The 18003-nt window shown below is 69.6% G+C and carries 16 protein-coding genes and 1 pseudogene; 7 read left to right on the top strand and 10 right to left on the bottom strand.

Features of this window, described 5'->3' with window-relative positions; translation table 11 throughout:
• Positions 1–9: 9 nt before the first annotated feature.
• From ACIRGA_RS23100 to ACIRGA_RS23090, 3 genes are read right to left on the bottom strand one after another with little or no spacing between them, the layout of a single operon-like run.
• Positions 10–1266, bottom strand: a complete 1257-nt coding sequence (locus ACIRGA_RS23100; protein WP_400944289.1) for a carboxyl transferase domain-containing protein — start codon at positions 1264–1266, stop codon at positions 10–12.
• Positions 1259–2668, bottom strand: coding sequence for an acyl-CoA synthetase (locus tag ACIRGA_RS23095; protein ID WP_400944287.1), 1410 nt, complete (start codon positions 2666–2668; stop codon positions 1259–1261). The genes ACIRGA_RS23100 and ACIRGA_RS23095 overlap by 8 nt, the downstream gene beginning before the upstream one ends.
• 10 nt (positions 2669–2678) lie before the next feature.
• Positions 2679–3956 (bottom strand): SLC13 family permease, encoded by a 1278-nt coding sequence (locus ACIRGA_RS23090; RefSeq protein ID WP_400944285.1) that lies wholly within the window; start codon positions 3954–3956, stop codon positions 2679–2681.
• A gap of 147 nt (positions 3957–4103) precedes the next feature.
• On the opposite strand from ACIRGA_RS23090, the gene ACIRGA_RS23085 reads away from it, so the two are divergent.
• Positions 4104–4808 (top strand): FadR/GntR family transcriptional regulator, encoded by a 705-nt coding sequence (locus ACIRGA_RS23085; RefSeq protein ID WP_400944283.1) that lies wholly within the window; start codon positions 4104–4106, stop codon positions 4806–4808.
• Between the two features lie 786 nt (positions 4809–5594).
• On the opposite strand, the gene ACIRGA_RS23080 is transcribed toward ACIRGA_RS23085, so the two are convergent.
• Entirely contained in the window at positions 5595–6773 is a 1179-nt protein-coding gene (locus ACIRGA_RS23080) for a PLP-dependent aminotransferase family protein (RefSeq protein WP_400944281.1), read from the bottom strand.
• Between the two features lie 111 nt (positions 6774–6884).
• On the opposite strand from ACIRGA_RS23080, the gene ACIRGA_RS23075 reads away from it, so the two are divergent.
• Positions 6885–7235 carry a hypothetical protein gene (locus tag ACIRGA_RS23075; RefSeq protein WP_400944279.1) on the top strand — a complete coding sequence of 117 codons (351 nt, stop codon included), beginning with the start codon at positions 6885–6887 and terminating at the stop codon, positions 7233–7235.
• Here the strand turns inward: ACIRGA_RS23075 and ACIRGA_RS23070 are convergent.
• A pseudogene (locus ACIRGA_RS23070) lies at positions 7232–8436 on the bottom strand (FAD-binding protein). The gene ACIRGA_RS23075 and the pseudogene ACIRGA_RS23070 sit on opposite strands and share 4 nt — an antisense overlap.
• Before the next feature lie 71 nt (positions 8437–8507).
• On the opposite strand from ACIRGA_RS23070, the gene ACIRGA_RS23065 reads away from it, so the two are divergent.
• The 4 genes from ACIRGA_RS23065 (at position 8508) to ACIRGA_RS23050 (ending at position 12303) form a co-directional block, all read left to right on the top strand.
• A complete protein-coding gene (locus ACIRGA_RS23065; protein WP_400944277.1) occupies positions 8508–9746 on the top strand; it encodes an SLC13 family permease in 1239 nt (412 codons plus the stop codon).
• Between the two features lie 12 nt (positions 9747–9758).
• Positions 9759–10529, top strand: a complete 771-nt coding sequence (locus ACIRGA_RS23060; RefSeq protein ID WP_400944274.1) for an IclR family transcriptional regulator — start codon at positions 9759–9761, stop codon at positions 10527–10529.
• Between the two features lie 32 nt (positions 10530–10561).
• The gene (locus ACIRGA_RS23055; RefSeq protein WP_400944272.1) at positions 10562–11737 is read left to right on the top strand and encodes a 4-hydroxybenzoate 3-monooxygenase; all 1176 of its coding nucleotides are present in this window, start codon (positions 10562–10564) and stop codon (positions 11735–11737) included.
• 83 nt (positions 11738–11820) lie between these two features.
• A complete protein-coding gene (locus ACIRGA_RS23050) occupies positions 11821–12303 on the top strand; it encodes a hypothetical protein (RefSeq protein ID WP_400944270.1) in 483 nt (160 codons plus the stop codon).
• Positions 12304–12361: 58 nt separating this feature from the next.
• On the opposite strand, the gene ACIRGA_RS23045 is transcribed toward ACIRGA_RS23050, so the two are convergent.
• Positions 12362–12937 carry a TetR/AcrR family transcriptional regulator gene (locus ACIRGA_RS23045; RefSeq protein WP_400944268.1) on the bottom strand — a complete coding sequence of 192 codons (576 nt, stop codon included), beginning with the start codon at positions 12935–12937 and terminating at the stop codon, positions 12362–12364.
• Positions 12938–13041: 104 nt separating this feature from the next.
• Between ACIRGA_RS23045 and ACIRGA_RS23040 the strand changes: the two genes are divergently transcribed.
• Positions 13042–13572 (top strand): hypothetical protein, encoded by a 531-nt coding sequence (locus ACIRGA_RS23040; protein WP_400944266.1) that lies wholly within the window; start codon positions 13042–13044, stop codon positions 13570–13572.
• On the opposite strand, the gene ACIRGA_RS23035 is transcribed toward ACIRGA_RS23040, so the two are convergent.
• From ACIRGA_RS23035 to ACIRGA_RS23020, 4 genes are read right to left on the bottom strand one after another with little or no spacing between them, the layout of a single operon-like run.
• Positions 13495–14646: a cytochrome P450 gene (locus ACIRGA_RS23035; RefSeq protein ID WP_400944264.1), complete on the bottom strand. Its 1152-nt coding sequence runs from the start codon at positions 14644–14646 to the stop codon at positions 13495–13497. The two genes, ACIRGA_RS23040 and ACIRGA_RS23035, sit on opposite strands and share 78 nt — an antisense overlap.
• Before the next feature lie 13 nt (positions 14647–14659).
• Positions 14660–15310, bottom strand: coding sequence for a helix-turn-helix domain-containing protein (locus tag ACIRGA_RS23030; RefSeq protein ID WP_400944262.1), 651 nt, complete (start codon positions 15308–15310; stop codon positions 14660–14662).
• A 4-nt stretch (positions 15311–15314) separates the two neighbouring features.
• Entirely contained in the window at positions 15315–17084 is a 1770-nt protein-coding gene (locus ACIRGA_RS23025) for a bifunctional sugar phosphate isomerase/epimerase/4-hydroxyphenylpyruvate dioxygenase family protein (protein ID WP_400944260.1), read from the bottom strand.
• Positions 17074–17922, bottom strand: coding sequence for a shikimate dehydrogenase (locus ACIRGA_RS23020; protein ID WP_400944258.1), 849 nt, complete (start codon positions 17920–17922; stop codon positions 17074–17076). Before ACIRGA_RS23020 ends, ACIRGA_RS23025 begins: the two co-directional genes overlap by 11 nt.
• Between the last annotated feature and the right edge of the window lie 81 nt (positions 17923–18003).

Genomic DNA, 18003 nt, shown 5'->3' with positions numbered 1-18003 from the left:
TCGAACCCCTTATCTCGTAAAGGTGACCGGTTCCGGTCCCGCGATGCCGTCGATGGCACCGAGGGCGAGCAGATCTTCGGGGCGTGGCTTCAACGCGTCGGCGAGGGCGGGGACGTCTTCGGGGCCCTGCTTGAGGATCCCGGCCGCCAGTTCCGGGGCGATGACGGAGAAACAGGCGTCCGGGGTGAGCCAGATCCGGTCGGCCGAACAGAACGCGAGCGCGCCGCCCGATCCTCCTTCGCCGATCACCAAAGTCGTGATCGGCACCGCCGCCGCGGCGATCGTGCCGAACAGTTCGGCGATCGCGTTCCCTGCACCGCCGGTCTCCGCGGCCGGGTCGGCGGCCGCGCCCGGGGTGTCGACGAGCGTCAGTACCGGCAGGCCCAGCCGGTCGGCGAGGCGGATCAGCCGGGTCGCCGTCCGGAAACCGCCGGGTGTGGTCGCGGTCCCGGTCTGCGCAGCGAACGCGATCGGCCGTCCGTTCCTGCGCCCGATCCCGCAGAGGACACCGTCGTCGACGCCGCCGCGGAGAGCGACGCGGGTGTCGAAGTAGTCGTCGAGATAAGCGTCCGCGCGGGGCCGGTCCGCCGACCGGGCGCGCTGAACGGCTCGCCAGCCGTCCGGCGCGGGATCGAGGGCGCCGAGCGCGCGGGGCAGATCCGCCGGGCGGTCCCGGGACGCGGCGGTCAGGAGACCGAGCCAGATCTCCAGCCGGCCGGTGATCGCGTCCTCGGCCACGAGTTCGTCGACATATCCGGCCGCGTACTGGTTTTCCGCCGTATAAGCGGGATCGTCGGCGTACCGCCGCGGCCGCACCCGTCGTCCGGCGAAGCCCACCTGGGCACCGGGCACGGCGAGCACCACATCGGCGTCGGCGCCGAGGGACGCCCACACTCCGCCGGTGGTGGGATGCCTCGCGACGGTGATGTGCGGCAGCCCTTCCGCCCGCAGCAGCGCGAGACCCCGCGCGATCCGCTGCAGTTGACGCAGCGCGGGAACACCCTCCTGCATTCGCGTGCCGCCCGTGGACAGCAGCGACACGACGGGCAGCCGGTGCGCGCGGGCCTGATCGAGCGCCTCTTCGAGCAGCGCGCCGGTGCCGGTGCCGACCGAACCGCCGAGGAAGCCGAACTCGAAGCGGATCGCCACGACCTCGTGGCCGCCGATCTTCGCGCGTTCCCAGACGACCGACTCGTCCGCGCCCGTGCGTTCCCTCGCGCGTGCCAGGGCATCGGCGTAACCGTCCCAGCCCAGCGGGTCAGCCATGGAGCGCCCGCTTGAGGACCTTGCCCATCTCGTTGCGGGGCAACGCTTCCAGGTAGTGGACCACCCGCGGCCGCTTATGCGGGGACAGCAGCCCGGCGACGTGGTCGGCGAGTTCGCCAGCCGTCGGTCTGTCCGCGGTGGGCACGATCCAGGCCACGATGCGCTCGCCGAGGTCGTCGTCCGGTTCCCCGGTGACGGCCGCCTCGGCGACCCCCGGATGCTCCAGGAGCGCGTTCTCGATCTCGCCCGCGCCGATCTTGTAGCCGCCGCTCTTGATCAGGTCGGTGGCGCGGCGGCCCACGATCCGCACGTAACCGTCCGGATCGCGCATCGCCATGTCGCCCGTCTTGAACCAGCCGTCGCGCAACGCGGCTTCCGTGGCGTCAGGGCGATTCAGGTAGCCGAGGAACAGGTTCGGGCCGCGGACCTCGATCTCACCGACGGTCTCGCCGGTGAGCGGTTCTCCGGAGTCGTCGACGAGCCTCAGCTCGACGCCCGGCACCGGCGGGCCGACCGCACCGGGCCGCCGGTCGCCCGTGGCGCGGACACCGCAGTTCATCAGCGTCTCGGTCATCCCATACCGTTCGACGACGCGCTGCCCGGTCACGGCGGTGATCCGCTCGTGATCGGTCGCGGGCAGCGCCGCGGACCCCGAGACGAGCAGCCGCGCCGCGCCCACTCCGGCGGCCAGCGCGGGATCGGCCTCGCAGTCGGCCGCCAGCCGGTGGTACATCGTCGGGACACCGAAGAGCATCGTGCCCTCCCCGGCGAGTTCCTTCGCGGCCGCCTCACTCGAGAACCGCCCGAGGTGGTGCAGTGAACCGCCCCTCCGCAGCGGGCCGACCACGCCCAGGATCAGGCCGTGCACGTGGAAGAGCGGGAGGGCGTGCACGAGGACGTCGGCTTCGGTCCAGTCCCAGATCTCGGCGAGCGCGTCGAGATTCGAGGCCACCGCCCGGCGCGGCAGGAGGACTCCCTTCGGCGGCCCGGTGGTGCCGGACGTGTAGATGACGAACGCCGGGGCCTCGGGGTCCGGTTCGTCGCCGCGCCACGGCGTGCCCGAGGCGTCCAGCTCGATCGGAACCCGCCGCAGCGCCTCGAGTTCCGGCGGCAGCGCGACATCCGGCTCGACCAGGACGAGATCCGGCTCGCTGTCGGCGACGATATGCGCCAGTTCGCGTGATCCGGCCTTCGGGTTGATCGGCACCACCGGGACTCCGGCGGTCAGCGCCGCGACGATCGCGACGCACGTCCGCAGCGTCGGCGTCGCCCACACCGCGACCCGCGTACGACCGGCCAGCCCTTCGGCGAGGGCGCCCGCGACGGACGCGAGTTCGCCGTAGGTCAGGGATTCGTCGCCGAACCGCAGGGCGACGCGGTCACTCTTCCCGGCAACCAGCATGGATTCCTCCTCAGCCCCAGTTGGGCACGACGAACACGAGCCAGGCGACGAGCGGCACGACGGCCACCACGAGCGCCCCGTACACCAGAAGCTGCTTGAAGAACTTGTCACGATCGACGTCCTTCGCGTTGGCGAGGACGAGCGCACCGTTGGTGGAGAAAGGACTGACGTCGACCATCGTCGCCGAGACCGCGAGGGCGGCGATCATGCCGACCGGCCCGATCGTGCCCTGCGCCAGGAACGGGACGGCGAGCGGGATGAGCGCGCCCATCAGCCCGACCGAGGACGCGAAGGCCGAGACGACACCGCCGATGTAGCACAGCAGAAGCGCCGCGAGCAGCGGGATCCCCACGGTGGTGACCGCGTTCCCGACGTAGTCGATGGTGCCGATCTCCTTGAGGACCGCCACGTAGGTCAGCACGCCGCAGATCAGCAGCACCGTCGGCCAGGTGATCTCGGAGACCGCGGAACGGCTGGTCTTGGGCCACGCGACGCTCAGCAGGACGGCGACGGTGATGGCGGTCAGACCGGGGTCGAGGTCGAACACCAGGGTGCCGACCACCAGCGCGACCAGGCCGGTCAGTGTCACGATCTTGGGGCCGTCCAAGGGAATGCGCTGTTCGTGCGGCAGCGGTTCCTCGTCGGTCCCGGCTTCGCCCGCGCCCGCCGTCACGAGCTGGCGGCGCCGCAGTTTGGTGCCGCCGAGGACGACGAAGAGGACGCCCGCGATGGCGAGGTTCATGCCCAGGCTCGCGAAGAACAGCACCACGGGGCTGCCCGCGATGTGGTTGCGCTCGACGATCCCGTTGACGATGGAGCCGTAGACGCTGATCGGCGAGAACCCGCCGCCCTGCGCGCCGTGCACCACCATCGCGCCCATCAGCAGCGGGCTGATCTTGTAGCGGGCGGCGAAACCGAGCGCGATCGGCGCGACGATCGCGCAGGCCGCCGGGCTCACCGCGCCGATCGCGGTCAGCGCGCCGGTGACCACGAACATCACCCACGGGATGAGCGCGATCCGGCCGCCGACCAGCCGGACGGCCGCGGCCACCAGCCAGTCCGTGGTGCCGTTGGCCCTGGCGATGGCGAACAGATAGGTGACCCCCACCAGCACCACGAAGATGTCGCCGGGGAATCCGGCGAAGATGCCGTCGGTGTCCAAGCCACCGGCGAGGGTGCCGACAAGAAACGCGCCGGCGAAGGCTAGCGCCCCCATGTTGATCGAGCGGGTCGTGGCGAGGGCGAAGATCACCACGAGGACGAGGATCGAGATCAGCTGGGCGGACATGACCGTCCTCCTTGACGGCGGGAGCCCCTTGGCGAGTGGCCGAGTGGACTAGTGGCTGAGCCACTTTCCCTGTGACGGCGACCACCTGTCAAGGGACGAGTGGTAAATTGGCTGAGCCACTTGTCCAGCACGAGCGAGGGGGACCGAGTGCCGGAGGCGCTGAGCCGGTTGAACCGGGCGAAACTCTACGAGCAGGTCGTAGAGCGGATCAAGGCGCACGTCGAGGAGTCCGGCCTGCATGCGGGAGACAAGCTCCCCAGCGAACGCGACCTCGCCGAGCGGCTCGGAGTGAGCCGCGCGTCGATCAAGCAGGCGATCGTCGTTCTCGAAGTGCAGGGGCTGCTCGAGTCCCGCCATGGCGGGGGCACCTACCTGCGCAACGATCACCTCGACGTCGAACCGGTCGACGAGCTCGTCGCCCGTCGCAGCCGCCTTCCGGAAGTGCTCGAAGCCCGCGAGGCGATGGAGACCAAGCTCGCGGAACTGGCCGCACTACGGCGATCCGACGAGGATCTCGCCGCCATCGACGCGGCACTGGAGTTCATGAAGACCGAGATCGAGGACGGTGGGCACGGCGCCGAAGGCGACCGCCGGTTCCACGAAGCGATCACCGCCGCCGCGAACAACGCGCTCCTCGCCGAGTTCATGCGCTCGATCGACACGCAGATCGCGGAAAGCCGGAACGAGTCGCTGCGGCAGCCCGGCAGGCCGTGGCGTTCACTGAGCCAGCACCACAAGATCGCCGAGGCCATCCGGGCCGGCGCCCCGAAGGCGGCCGCGAACGCGATGCGGCAGCACGTCCAGACCGTCAGCAAGGTCCGGCTACTGACCTGGGACCCTCAGGCCGACTAACGCACGAGCAAGCCTTTCGTGGCGGCCGACATCCGCTTGACGCGCACCGAATGTCCACAAGGGACCGTTTTCGACTGCGCGGCGTCCGGTTTATAGCACGATCCTGGCCGAGGCCGTGAGTGGCAATGAGGGTTATTGAGCGGAAAGTCAAACGTGTCGTGGCGAGACCGCGGACAAGGAGGCGGTTGACACGAGGCATGGGCGCCAACGGCGCCCTGCTGCGCCTTGAGTATCCACATAGGACCATTGCTGACGCACGAATGCCCGCTTGGTGCTCGATTGACCGGTTTTCCGTGGGGTCGTGAGCGGCAAGTGTCGTTATTTGAGGGGTAAGTCAAATATGGCGTGCCGCGCACCCTTTACGCCTTGGGTTCGCACTGACCGACGAGGGCCAACCGCGCCACGAATGTCCACAAGGGACACTTTTCGAGCCGCAGGTGTCCGATTTGGGTAGTATGCACGGTGCCGCAAGGGGGTCGTGAGTGGCAAGTGGGGTTCTAACCCTCATTACCACTCACGACCTCGGTCAGTATCGTACAAATGGATATAAAACGGACGCCGCGCAGTCGAAGAATGTCCCTTGTGGACACTCAGCGGCGATTAGGTGTCAGCGAAGAGGGTCCACGCCACGTTTGACTTACCCCTCAATAGAACCTCACTTGCCACTCGCGACCCCTCGTGAAACCGCGCAGAACACCCAAGTCGGACACTTGCGGCTCGAAAAGTGTCCCTTGTGGACAGTCACGAGACACACCAGCGGCGTCGTGAAGGACCCCTTCCCCACCATCACGAAGACAGGGCTTTACCCAGCCGCCGCAACCCTTCGGTGATCGTCTCCGGCCCGTGCGCGGCGAACGACAGCCGCAACACCGACCGGTCCGGCTCCCCCGCCTGGAACGCCGAGCCCGGCACGAAAGCGACGTCGTGACGCAGCGCCTCGGGGAGCAGCCTGTCCGTGTCCGCGCCACTGGGAAGGTTGACCCAGACGAACATCCCGCCGTCCGGGTCGGTCCAGGTCGTTCCGGGCGGGGTGATCGCGGGCAGTTCGGCCATCATCGCGTCACGCCGCACGCGGTAGGTCGCGCACAACCTCCGCACGTGCGCGTCGAGATCCGCGACGGCCAGATACTCGGCGGCGGCCGCCTGATCGACGGTCGAAGTGTGCAGATCGGTCGCCTGCTTGAGGATCGCGACGCGGCGCAGGAGCTCACTCGGCGCCCGGAACCAGCCCAGCCGCATTCCCGGGGAGATCACCTTCGAGAAGCTGCCGAGGTAGATCGTGCGCCCGGCGAGTTCCGGACGGGCCGACAGCGGTTCCTCGCGTTCGCCGCGATACCGGAGCTCGTGATACGGGTCGTCCTCGACGAGCCAGAAACCGTGACGCGCGATCACTTTCGCGAGCGCACGCCGTCGCTCCGGGCCGACCGTACGCCCAGAGGGATTCGAGAACGTCGGGACGAGGTACAGCAGCGAGGGCCGTTCCCTGGCCGCGATCTCGTCCAGCGCCGCCGGGTCGATCCCTTCCTCGTCGCCGGGAACGGGCACGATCCGCGCCTCGGCGAGCTGGAAGCACTGCAGCGCCGACAGGTACACCGGTTCTTCCACCAGCACGGTGGCGCCGGGGTCGAGCAACGCGGTGCTCAGGAGTTGCAGGCCCTGCTGTGAACCCGTGGTGATCAGGAGATCGTCCACAGTGGTCGGGAGACCGCGACCGGACAGCCGCTCCGCGAGCAGCTCACGCAGCCGCGGATTCCCTTCGGTGGGCGAATACTGCAGAGCGCGCCGGGCGGGACCGTCGGCGAGTGCCCGGTCGAAGGCGGCGCGGAGGCCGTCCACATCGAACAGTTCCGGCGCGGGAACGCCGCCGGCGAACGAGATCACGCCCGGGCGGGCGGTGAGCGCGAGCAGGTCGCGCACGGGAGAACTGGTGACGCCGTCCATACGACGGGCGAGGGGAAGAGACATGAAGGCTCCTCGGGAGAAACGTGCGGCTCCAGTGCAGCAGCCGGGGATCTTCCCGCGCGAGCAAGCAACTGCCGCCACGATAGCAGTTTTCACCTGTCCTACGCTTGTGCCGTGCCTCTCGTGGAAATCACCTACGCGCCCCATCTTCCCGATGCCAAGCTGCACGAACTCGGCTCGGTTCTGCCGCATCTCGTGTCCCTCGCGGTGGAATGCCCCGAGGAGCCCTACGACGGCGACCTCCAGCCGGGCGACGTGGAACTGCGTTTCCGCACGCCGGGACCGTTCGACCGCTCCGGCCTGGACCTCTTGGTCGAGGTCCGGTCGAAGTGGTTCCCGAGCCGGGCGGACAACCGCCAGGAGCGGGTCGACCTGCTGCGGACGAGCATCGAGTCCGCGACCGGGATCGACGACGTCGGCGTGTATCTCTCACTGCCCGTCGCGGCGTGGTCGCAGTCGGACTAGCGTTCGCCGAACACGTGCCGCCGGACGAACGGGCTCCGGAACTTGCCGTCCGGGTCCAGTTCGGTGGCCAGCGCCCGGAAATCCGCCAGCCGCGGATAATCCGCCGCCCGGTCGAAGAGCTTCCCCCAATGCGGCCGGACGTCGAACGGCGCCAGCAGTTCCTCCATGACGGGCAACAACGCTCGGACCGCGGCCTCTTCCGGCAGCCAGGTGAAGTGCAGTGCCATCCGGTCGCCGCCGTGGAACGGGCTGAGCCAGAGATCGTCTCCCGCGACCGTGCGGATCTCCGAGGTGAGCAGGAGGGGTGCCAAGCGGTCCCCGATGGCGCGCATCGCCTCCATCGCCGCGACGGCGTGCCGGACGGGCACGAAGTACTCGGTCTGGAGTTCGTTCCCGATGCTGGGCGTGAAATCCAGGCGGAAATGCGGGATCCGTTCGTGCCACGGCCCCGTGATCCCGAGCTGCGGCGTGCAGTTGTCCGCCGGGATGCCCGCCGCGCGGGCCGGATGCCGTGGCCCGTCCGCCGCCTTCGCGCCGAAGAAGTCCGCGCCCGGCCGGCCCGGTCCCTTGACCCAGACCTGGTCGACCTCGTCGCGGGCCCAGTTCGTGAACAGGCTGACGCTGTACCCCGCGTCCTGAATTTCGTCGAAGTGCTCGTACACCGACTCCCACGGCAGCCCGTCGAAGACGTCCTGGCGGAGGTCGAAGGACGGCACCAGGTCCAGCGTCAGCCGCATCACCACTCCCAGCGCGCCGAGCCCGACCACGACCCCGTCGTGCCGGGAGCAGGTCTTCACCGCTCCAAACCGGACACGGCCGAAGCCAGGCTCTGATTACGCCGCCCGGAACCGTGGGTCGCCGTCGCGACGGTGCCCGCGACGGTGCAATGAGGCAGCGAGGCGAGGTTGGCCAGCGCGAACCCGGCCGCGTGCACCTGGACGGCGACGTCGCCATAGCGCGCCGCCGCCGGCACCGTGACCGTCGCCGACTCCGTGTCGAGGACGACTTCCGCGTCGAGTGCGGCCAGGTCGAGCAGCGTGCCACCCGGACAATCCGCGATGTCGTTGAAACAGTGCCTGCTGCCGAGCGCCTTGACCGCGCTCGCCCCGGCGACGGCCTCCTGAACCTGCTCGATGGTGCGTGGCCGGAGGATCCGCTCCGCGGCGAAGGTCTGATTTCCCGCCCAGTTCGTCTCTCGCACCAGGCCCAGCCTAGATTGCCGACATCGGCTTCAGCCTGAGGAGGTTCGCACTGACAGGAATTGTCGGCGAGATGGTGTCCATCGCGCTCCTGCTCGTCGTCCTGGCCTTCGCGGTGATCCGGCCGCGCGGCCTCCCGGAGGCGGTCGCCGCCGTCCCCGCCGCGGGAATCGTGCTGGCCACCGGGACCATCTCGTTTCCCGACGCCCTCGACGAGGTGACCAGGCTCGCCCCGGTCGTCGGCTTCCTCGCCGCGGTGCTCGTCCTGAGCAAATTGTGCGACGACGAAGGGCTGTTCCAAGCGGCCGGGACGCTCATGGCCCGCTTCAGCCGGGGAAAGCCGCGACGGCTGCTGCCCGCGGTGTTCGTCGTCGCCGCGGCGGTCACCGTGGTGCTCAGCCTGGACGCCACCGTCGTGCTGCTGACCCCCGTCGTGTTCGCCACCGCCGCGCGGATGGGCGCGCGGGCCAAACCGCACGCCTACGCCTGCACGCATCTGGCGAACTCGGCCTCGTTGCTGCTGCCGGTGTCCAATCTGACCAATCTGCTCGCCGTCGCCGCGACCGGGCTCTCGTTCCTGCGGTTCACCGCGCTGATGACCTTGCCCTGGCTCGCGGCGGTAGTCGTCGAATACGTGGTGTTCCGCCGGTTCTTCGCCGCCGACCTGGCGGCCCGGCCGCGAGGCGGGAAGGTGGTCCCGGCCGGGAAGGTCCCGGCGTTCGTCCTGGTGGTGCTCGGCCTGACGCTGGCCGGTTTCGTGATCACGTCGCTGCTGGACGTCAGCCCCGCGTGGGCCGCGTTCGCCGGCGCCGCCGTCCTGGCCTGCCGCGCCCTCACGCAGAAGCGGACCTCCCCCGTCACGATCGTCCGCTCGGCGAACGTTCCCTTCCTCGCTTTCGTTCTCGCGCTGGCGATCGTGGTCCGCGCCGTCGTCGACAATGGACTCGACGCGGCGCTCGGTCACCTGGTGCCGACGTCCACCTCGTTCCTCGCCCTGCTCGGCGCCGCCGCGGTGGCGGCCGTACTCGCCAACCTGATCAACAACCTGCCCGCGGTGCTCGTGCTGCTTCCGCTGGCCACCGCGGGCGGGACACCGGTGGTGCTGGCCGTGCTGATCGGGGTCAACCTCGGCCCGAACCTCACCTACGTCGGCTCGCTGGCCACGTTGTTGTGGCGGCGGATCCTGCACCGGCACGACACCCGCGCCGAGCTGGGCGAGTTCACGCGGCTCGGGCTGCTCACCGTTCCGGCGTCCATCGTGCTCGCCGTGGCCGGTCTGTGGCTCGGTCTCGCCCTGACTTCCACTCAGTGAGAACATGAGCGAATGCCCGGCAATCTGTCCACACCCGGCGCCGGTGTCGTCTCGCGGGCGTTCGCGCTGCTCGGCGCCTTCGACGTCGACCATCGTGAGCTGTCGCTGACCGAACTCGCGGGCCGCGCCGGCCTGCCGCTGCCCACCGCGCACCGGCTCGCCCGCGAACTCGTGGGCCTGGGCGCGCTGGAGCGACGCGAAGATCGTTACGCCGTCGGCAGGCGGCTGTGGGATCTCGGGCTGCTCGCGCCCGTCCAGTTCGAACTGCGACAGGTCGCCGCTCCCTTCCTCCAGGATCTCTACGGCGCCACCGGTGCCACCGTGCACCTCGGCGAGCGGGACGGTCTCCAGGTGCTCTACCTCGACCGGCTCTCCGGCAACGCGTCCGTGCCGGTCGTCAGCCGGATCGGCGGACGGCTGCCACTGCACGCCACCGGGGTCGGGAAGGTCCTGCTGGCCTGGGCCCCCGAGGACGTCCAGCGTCAGGTGCTCGCCTCGCTGACCCGCGTCACGCCGTACACCGTCACTCAGCCCGGCCGCCTGCACGAACAGTTGCGACGCGTCCGGCGGGAGGGCTTCGCGCAGACGGTCGAGGAGATGAGCCGGGGCGCCTGTTCGGTCGCCGTCCCGGTCCGGCCGTCCGGCGGCGACGTCGTGGCGGCGCTCGGCCTGGTCGTCCCGGACCTGAGCCGCGGCCGGGCGCGGCTGATCTCCGCGCTCCAGGTCGCGGCCGCCGGGATCGGCCGGAGCCTGCGGGTTTCACTGAGTGGAAGCGAGCGCTAGCCGTCCGGCCGCGGCACGACCAGACTCCGGTCATGCGTACCCCAGTCGCCATCGTCGGCGCCGGCCCGGCCGGACTGCTCCTGTCGCATCTGCTCGATCTGGCCGGAGTCGAATCGGTGCTCGTGGAGACCCGTTCGCGTGAGTACGTCGAGGCGCGGATCCGCGCGGGGATCCTCGAACAGTCCACAGTGGACCTCCTCCGCGAGGCCGGCCTCGGTGACCGGCTCGACCGGGAAGGCGACGAGCACCGCGGTATCTACCTGCAGTGGCCGGAGGAAAGGCACCACCTCGACTTCGTGGACCTGGTCGGGCGAAGCGTCACCGTGTACGGCCAGACCGAGGTGACGAAGGACCTCGGCAAGGCGCGTGCGGCGGCCGGGCAACAGATCCACTACGAAGTCACCGGCACCGCCGTGCACGACATCGAGACCGATCGGCCGTACGTCACTTTCACCGACGCGGAGGGCACCCAGCAGCGGCTGGACGCCGACGTCGTCGTCGGCTGCGACGGCTCCTTCGGACCTTGCCGCACCGCGATCCCCGACGCCGCGAAGCAGACTTGGGAACGCACTTATCCGTACTCGTGGCTCGGCGTCCTCGCCGATGTCGCCCCGTCGACCGACGAACTCATCTACGCGTGGCACCCCGACGGTTTCGCCATGCATTCGATGCGTTCGGCCACCGTCAGCAGGCTGTACCTGCAGGTGCCCAACGGCACCGACATCGGCACCTGGTCCGACGAGCGGATCTGGGAGGCACTCGCGGCCCGGCTCGGCCACGGCCGGCACGGATGGACCCTCACGCCGGGGCCGATCACCGACAAGAGTGTGCTGCCCATGCGCAGTTTCGTGCAGCAGCCCATGCGGCACGGCCGTCTCTTCCTCGCCGGCGACGCCGCCCATATCGTGCCGCCCACCGGCGCCAAGGGCCTCAACCTGGCCGTCGCCGACGTCGCCCTCCTCGCCCCCGCGCTGGCCACTTTGGTGCGGGACAAGGACTTCACCCTCGCCGACGCCTACTCCGACACCGCGCTGCGCCGGGTCTGGCGGTGTACGCATTTCTCGTGGTGGATGACCACGATGCTGCACCGCTCGGACGATCCGTTCGACCGGCAGCTGCAGCTTTCGCAGCTGCGGTGGCTGGCGCGGAGCGAGGCGGGCCGGGCGGGACTCGCGGAGAACTACGCGGGACTGCCCATCGGATTCTGACCCCACGAGGTGTCGTCACCGCATAGGATCGCCCGGCGTGGCCGGACGTCCCGATCTCCGGCGGAGAGCTGTGGAAGGCAGGCATGTCACCCTTATCGTTCGCGAGCATCGAGACCGTCCCCCTGGTGCTGCAACTCGCGGTGGGCCTACTCGGCCTGATCGTCTCGGTCAAAGGACGCGCTCGGGGAGTCTCCGGCCTGATGGTGGCCGCCTTCGCCGTCATGCTCGTCACGACGGTGTTGAGCATCGCGTGGCAGTTCTTGGCGTTGAACGTGCCCGACTGGAGCGAGTCCGGCGGCCTCTCCATCGACGGCATCCGGTGGATCTACCTGGCGGTCGGCATGGTGTTCGACGCCGCCTGGCTGCTCTCCTGGCTGCTGGTCGCGATCGCGGTCGTCAAGAGCGGCCGTGCTTCCCGGCAGGCGGGCTTCGCGCCGCACGCCGGCTACCCGATGGCCGCCCAGCAGGGTTACCCGGCCGCGCAGCCCGGCTACGCCCAGCCGGGTCAGCCCCAGCCCAACCCGCCGGCACAGCCGAACCCGCCGACGCAGCAGCCGCCGAGCTAGGCGCCTCCGCAGACGTTGCGAAAGCCACTTTTGCCTTACCCCTCAAGAAAAGCGCCACTCACGAGGTGACGTGAAGCCGCAGCAGGTCTTCGACTCCCTCGTGGAAGGTTTCACAGATCGGCGCGGGGTCGGTCAGACAGCCGGTGGCCATCGCGCCGTCCCGCAGCAGGACGAAGCGCCGGGCGGCGAGTTCGGATCGCGCGCTTCCCAAGTGGGCCAGCACATCGGCGATCACTCCCGCGAACCACTGGCGGTGGGCGAGGACGGCTTTGTGCACCGGGTGGGCCGGATCCGGATACTCCGACGCGGCGTTGAGGAAGGCGCAACCGCGGAAGCCGGGTGACCGGATGCCTTCCGTGATGTTCGCGGCGATCGCCCGCAGCGTGTCGGGCGCGGCCGCCCCCTGGGCCACGATGGCCTCGATCTGGCCACGGATCGCCTGGTCGGCTTCCTTCAGGTAGTAGACGATCAGGTCGTCCTTGCCCGGGAAATGCCGGTACAGGGTCGCGCGGGTCACCTTCGCCTCGGCCACGATCCGGTCGATGCCGACGGAGTGGATGCCCTCCGTGTAGAAGAGCCTGGTCGCCGTGGTGAGCAGCCTTGTGCGCGCTTCGGACGCTTGACCTTTCGTCATTACGGTCATCTTACGGGATAGAACGTTCGGTCTTGACGGGACCGCACCTCACTGCCAAAGTCGCGGTAGACCGAACGTTCTCCTCACTCCCTTAAGGAGCTCTTGTGAGCAGCGGTACCACCACCGTCGCGCCCGCCTTGCGGCGCTTGTATTTCGTTCGTTTCGGCTTCGCCCTCGTGTGGGCGGGCCTGCTGTTCACGAGTGCGTCGAAACTCGGGCCGGTCAGTGTCGCGCTGCTCGTGCTTTACCCGCTGTTCGACGTCGTCGCCGCCGTCATCGACCTTCGCTCGTCGCAGGACGCGAAACCCGCGCCGGGCCTGTACGTCAACATCGCGATCAGCGCGATCGCCGGCCTCGGCCTCGTATTCGCCGCCGCCTCGGGCATCCCCGCGGTGCTGCGCGTATGGGGCGCTTGGGCGATCGTGTCGGGCCTCGTCCAGCTCGCCGTCGGTATCGGCCGCCGCGGGTTGGGCGGCCAGTGGGCGATGATCGCCAGCGGGGCCATCTCGGCCCTCGCCGGCACCTCCTTCATCCTGCAGGCCACGCAGCCGGACGCCTCACTGGTCAACCTGGCCGGATACGCCGCCCTCGGCGGGTTGTTCTTCCTCGTCTCGGCGATCCGCCTCCGCCGCTGACGTCACCAGCGAGACCTTCAGGACGTCGATGCCGACCGGGGTGCGATGGGTGTCCAGGTCCGTGATCGACCACGAGCGGTCCAGCAGGGCCTCGAGGGCGATGCGGACCTCCATCCGGGCGAGATGGGCACCGAGGCAGAAGTGGACGCCGTGCCCGAAGGACAGGTGGGGATTGGGCGTCCGGCCCGGATCGAAGGTGTGCGGGCCGGGGAAGATCGCGGGATCACGGTTGGCCGCCGTGATCATCGCGACGACCCTCTCGCCCGGATGGAGTTCCTGGCCACCGAGGACGGTGGGCCGGGTGACGAACCGGTCCGTCCCACCGGTGGGCGGCAAGTAGCGCAGCACCTCCTCGACGGCCAGCCGCATATCGGCCGGTTTCGGTTGGGACGCAAGGCGAAGAACGGCGTTCACGAGCAGGGTCTTGGTCGTTTCGTGGCCGTTGATCAGCAGCAGCGCGCAGAAATCGATCACCTCGTCCTCGGTGAGGTCCGACGCCAGCAGGGTCGCGATGACACCGGCCGGGCGCGCGAATTCACCGCGGAAGTACTCGTCCATTTCGGACAGTGCCGCGTGGAAGGCCACCTGACGGGCCTCGTCCGCGGTGAACGTGCCGAAGAACGACGTGATCGCCTCGGTCCATCGGACGAAATCCGGCCACCGCGAGGGCCGCACGCCGAGAAGGCCCGCGATCGTGTGCACCGACAACGGGTAGGCCAGTTCCCCGATCAGGTCGAACCTCGCCCCGGCCGAGGCGAGCAGCGCCTCGACCCGCGCCGTGATCTCCGGTTCCAGTGACGACACGGCCCGGGGTGTGAAGACCTGGCCGACGATCCGGCGCACCGCGTGATGCCGGGGCGGATCCATCGCCTGCAGGCCGCGCAGCAACGGGTTCGAGCCGTGCGGGACCGGCCGGGCACTGTAGCGCAGCTCGTCGGAGGAGAACACCGTGTGGTCGGTGAGCACTCTGTCCACTTCGGAATACCGGGTCACCACCCAGGCCCCGAACGATGCGGCGAACCGGATCGGGCCCACCTCTTGTGCATGGAAGGCGAAGATCTCCTCGACGGACATACCCCAGAGCGTGCTATCCGTCCACCGAAGCCGCTTGGAAGAAACGGACACACGGCGATCCGACCGCGCGCCGGAACTCCGCGATCATGTGCGGCTGGTCGTAGAACCCGCTGCGGACGGCGATATCCGCCCAATCCGGCACCGGCGACGACCGCGCCAGCGCCATCGCCCGGTGCAACCGCACCACCCGCGCGTACGCCTTGGGGCTCAACCCGACAGCCACCGAAAACCGGCGCCGCAGCTGCCGCTCGGACAGCCCGGCCGCGGCCGCGTGGTCGGACACCGGCGCCCCGGGCGTCACGCGCATGGCCTGGAGCACCTGAGCGACCGCCAGGTCGGCCGGGCGGGCCGGTGCCCGCAACGCCCGGAACGCGGCGTCGAGACCGGAACCGGGGAGCGGTATCCCGGCCAGGGGCACCTCGTCCGCGGCGATCCCCAGCACCGCGGCGCACGTCCCCGGCCTCAACCGCACGCCCGTCAAGGGTTCGGCCAGGCTCCCGGTCCTGGCTTCCGTTTCCGGCCCGGTCAACCACAGGGAACCGTCCGCGAACACCAGCAGATCCACATACGGCTGCGGCAACGCGGGTGGGAGTTCCCCGGTGCGCCGCCACACCCGGCTGACGCGGCGGGCCAGGTCGGCGGGCGGAGCGGAATCGCTGGTCACCCCCTCATTCAACACCGGCCAGGCTGAGGCGCCGCTCCCGATGCGCGGTCATGTACACCGGCGTGTCGACGACCCCATAGCCGCGATACCCGCCGATCCGTTGCACCACCTCGAAGAACACCCGGGACCCGGCCAGCTCGGTGCAGAAGTGCAGGAATTCGCCGTACTCGTCGCGGTCGTACAGCACCGAGTTCTCCCGCAGCTCCGCGGCGAACGGCAGATCGAACCGCGCTTCGAGATCGTCGTAGTAGTTCCCGGGAATCTCCAGCACCGGCGCACCACCGTCGCGCAGGGCGCGCGCGACGGCGATCGCGTCATCGCAAGCGAAAGCGATGTGTTGCGGCGAAGGCACTCCCGGCGCCCACTCCCCTCGCCTCACCAACGCACTGTCCAACGTCAAACGGACGGCCCCGTCGCCGACCGCCCGGCTGCGCACGAGCCCGAACGGCGCCGCGAACTCGGACACCGGGTCGGGCCGCAGGCCCAGCACCGAACGATAGAACAGCGTCGCCTCGTCGAAATGGTCGAAAGGCTGGGTCAAGGCGATGTGGTCGATGCCGGTGATCCCCGCCCCCGACGGCGCCGTCCCGGTCGGCACGAAGTCCCGAAGCCATTCATCGCCGCCGCAGAAGAAGATCTCGGTGCCGTCCGGCGCGGCGACGGCGGAAAGGTCCGCTTCACCGGGGCTGTGTTCGCGGGGCAGCACGGGCGCGAGCAAGGTCTCCGCGCGTCGCGCCGCGCCCGCCGGGTCCGCGCTGATCAGGCCGAGGGCGCTGATCGTGCCGTCCGCGGCGGCCTCGTTCACCAGCAAACGCGCCGATCCCTGCTGCCACAGCTGAACCGGTTTCGAGCGATGGGTTCCGACGTGCGCGAAACCGAGGTCCGCGAGCACGGTCCCCGGCACGGCGAGTTCCGCGAAGGCGTGCCCGTCGAGCCGAGGAGCCTCGGGAAGCTCAAGAGCGCCAACGGATTCACGTAAGGCCACCAGCGATCGCATGGCGTCGACGGCCGCGGGCCGCGGATCCGCCTGCCGGAACACGTCGTTGAAGACCTCCAGCGACAGCGGTCCTCGATAGCCGGCCGCCAGGACGTGCCCGGTGAACGCGGTCAGATCGAACGCGCCTTGACCAGGGAAGAGCCGGTGGTGCCTGCTCCAGTGCAGCACGTCCATGTCCAGCAAGGGCGCGTCGGCCAGTTGCAGGAAGAAGATCTTCTCCCCCGGGATCGTCCGGATCGCGCGGGGATCGCTGCGCCGGGACAGGATGTGGAAGCTGTCGAGGCAGACTCCCAAGGCCGGGTGGTCGGCCCGCCGCACGATGCGCCACGCGTGCTCGTACGTGTTCACGAACCGGCCCCACGCGAGCGCTTCGTAGGCGACGCGGATCCCGCGCTCCCCCGCCAGTTCGGCCAGTTCACGCAGCTGCGCGGCGGCGAGCTCGTCGTCGTCGACGGCGTCCGGCGAAACCGACGAGCAGACCAGCACGGTGTCCGCCCCGAGTTCGGCCATGAGGTCGAATTTCCGCCGTGCCCGGCGGAGGTTCGACCGGAGCAGGTCCGGCGGCACCGCCTCGAAATCGCGGAACGGCTGGTAGAGGTCGATCGTGAGCCCGAGATCGGCGCAGAGCCGCCTGATCTCCGACGGCGACCTCCTCGACGCGATCAGGTCGTTCTCGAAGATCTCGACACCGTGGAAACCCGCCGCGGCGGCCGCGGCGAGTTTGTCCTCGAGCGTGCCGGAAAGGCAGACGGTCGCGATGGCGGTGTCACCGGACATGGGCGGGTTTTCCTTCCAGCGCTTCGAAATGCCGGAGCATCCGGTCGGCGTCCGGCTCCGCGCCGGTGAACAGGCGGAACGAGTCCGCCGCCTGGAAGACCACCATCCCGCCGCCGTGCAGGGTCCGGCATCCCCGCTCGCGCGCCTGCTTGAGCAGCGTGGTCTCCAGCGGCCGGTACACGATGTCGGCCACCCACATCCCCGGGTGCAGCGCCTCGGCGGGAACGGGCGACCCCGGGTACGCGGCCATCCCGGTCGGTGTGGCGTGGACGAGGCCGTCGGCGCCCCGGATGTCGTCGAGGGAACCGGGAAGCGCGCGGTCGTCGCCGAAACGCCGTCGCAGCGCGGCGACCAGGGTTCCGGCTCGCGCGGAGTCGACATCGTGGACGATCAGCCGTCCGGTGCCCAGGGAGAGCAGGGCGTGGGCCACCGCCGCGCCCGCCCCGCCCGCGCCGAGGAGGACGACGGTGTCCATGTCCGCGTCCGGCAGGCCTCGGGTGAGGTTGCGGGCGAAACCGGTCGCGTCCGTGTTGTGCCCGGTCGCGAGCCCTTCGCGGAACACCACCGTGTTCACCGCGCCGAGCGCCGCGGCGTCGGGCGCGACCTCGTCGAGATACAGCAACACCCGCTGCTTCACCGGATGCGTGATGTTGAGACCGTCGAAGCCCGCGGTCCGCACGGCGGCCAGCACCTCGCCGATCGGCAGCCTCAGCACGTCGAGGTCGAGCCGCCGGTACACGTAGCGCAACCCGAGTTCGTCGGCTTCCCGTTCGTGCAGCGCCGGGCTCAGCGACGGCCCGATGCCGGTGCCGACCAGGCCGATGAGGTAGCTGGTCACCAAGATCCTCCGTTAATGTACGAACTAGTGAGTTCACTGTAGCGTGGACCGGCCGGCACGAGAAGGGCTGCGCTAGAGTGA

The sequence above is a fragment of the Amycolatopsis sp. NPDC102389 genome, from assembly GCF_044765885.1.
GTDB lineage: Bacteria > Actinomycetota > Actinomycetes > Mycobacteriales > Pseudonocardiaceae > Amycolatopsis.
Note: the sequence above shows the minus strand (reverse complement) of the source record. Positions and strands in the feature narration are given on the sequence as shown.

Bases quoted from the DNA above. Each gene is read 5' to 3' on its own strand.
- ACIRGA_RS23100 (WP_400944289.1), bottom strand. From the start codon at position 1,266: ATGGCTGACCCGCTGGGCTGGGACGGTTACGCCGATGCCCTGGCACGC.
- ACIRGA_RS23095 (WP_400944287.1), bottom strand. From the start codon at position 2,668: ATGCTGGTTGCCGGGAAGAGTGACCGCGTCGCCCTGCGGTTCGGCGAC.
- ACIRGA_RS23090 (WP_400944285.1), bottom strand. From the start codon at position 3,956: ATGTCCGCCCAGCTGATCTCGATCCTCGTCCTCGTGGTGATCTTCGCC.
- ACIRGA_RS23080 (WP_400944281.1), bottom strand. From the start codon at position 6,773: ATGTCTCTTCCCCTCGCCCGTCGTATGGACGGCGTCACCAGTTCTCCC.
- ACIRGA_RS23065 (WP_400944277.1), top strand. From the start codon at position 8,508: ATGGTGTCCATCGCGCTCCTGCTCGTCGTCCTGGCCTTCGCGGTGATC.
- ACIRGA_RS23060 (WP_400944274.1), top strand. From the start codon at position 9,759: ATGCCCGGCAATCTGTCCACACCCGGCGCCGGTGTCGTCTCGCGGGCG.
- ACIRGA_RS23055 (WP_400944272.1), top strand. From the start codon at position 10,562: ATGCGTACCCCAGTCGCCATCGTCGGCGCCGGCCCGGCCGGACTGCTC.
- ACIRGA_RS23050 (WP_400944270.1), top strand. From the start codon at position 11,821: ATGTCACCCTTATCGTTCGCGAGCATCGAGACCGTCCCCCTGGTGCTG.
- ACIRGA_RS23045 (WP_400944268.1), bottom strand. From the start codon at position 12,937: ATGACGAAAGGTCAAGCGTCCGAAGCGCGCACAAGGCTGCTCACCACG.
- ACIRGA_RS23035 (WP_400944264.1), bottom strand. From the start codon at position 14,646: ATGTCCGTCGAGGAGATCTTCGCCTTCCATGCACAAGAGGTGGGCCCG.
- ACIRGA_RS23025 (WP_400944260.1), bottom strand. From the start codon at position 17,084: ATGTCCGGTGACACCGCCATCGCGACCGTCTGCCTTTCCGGCACGCTC.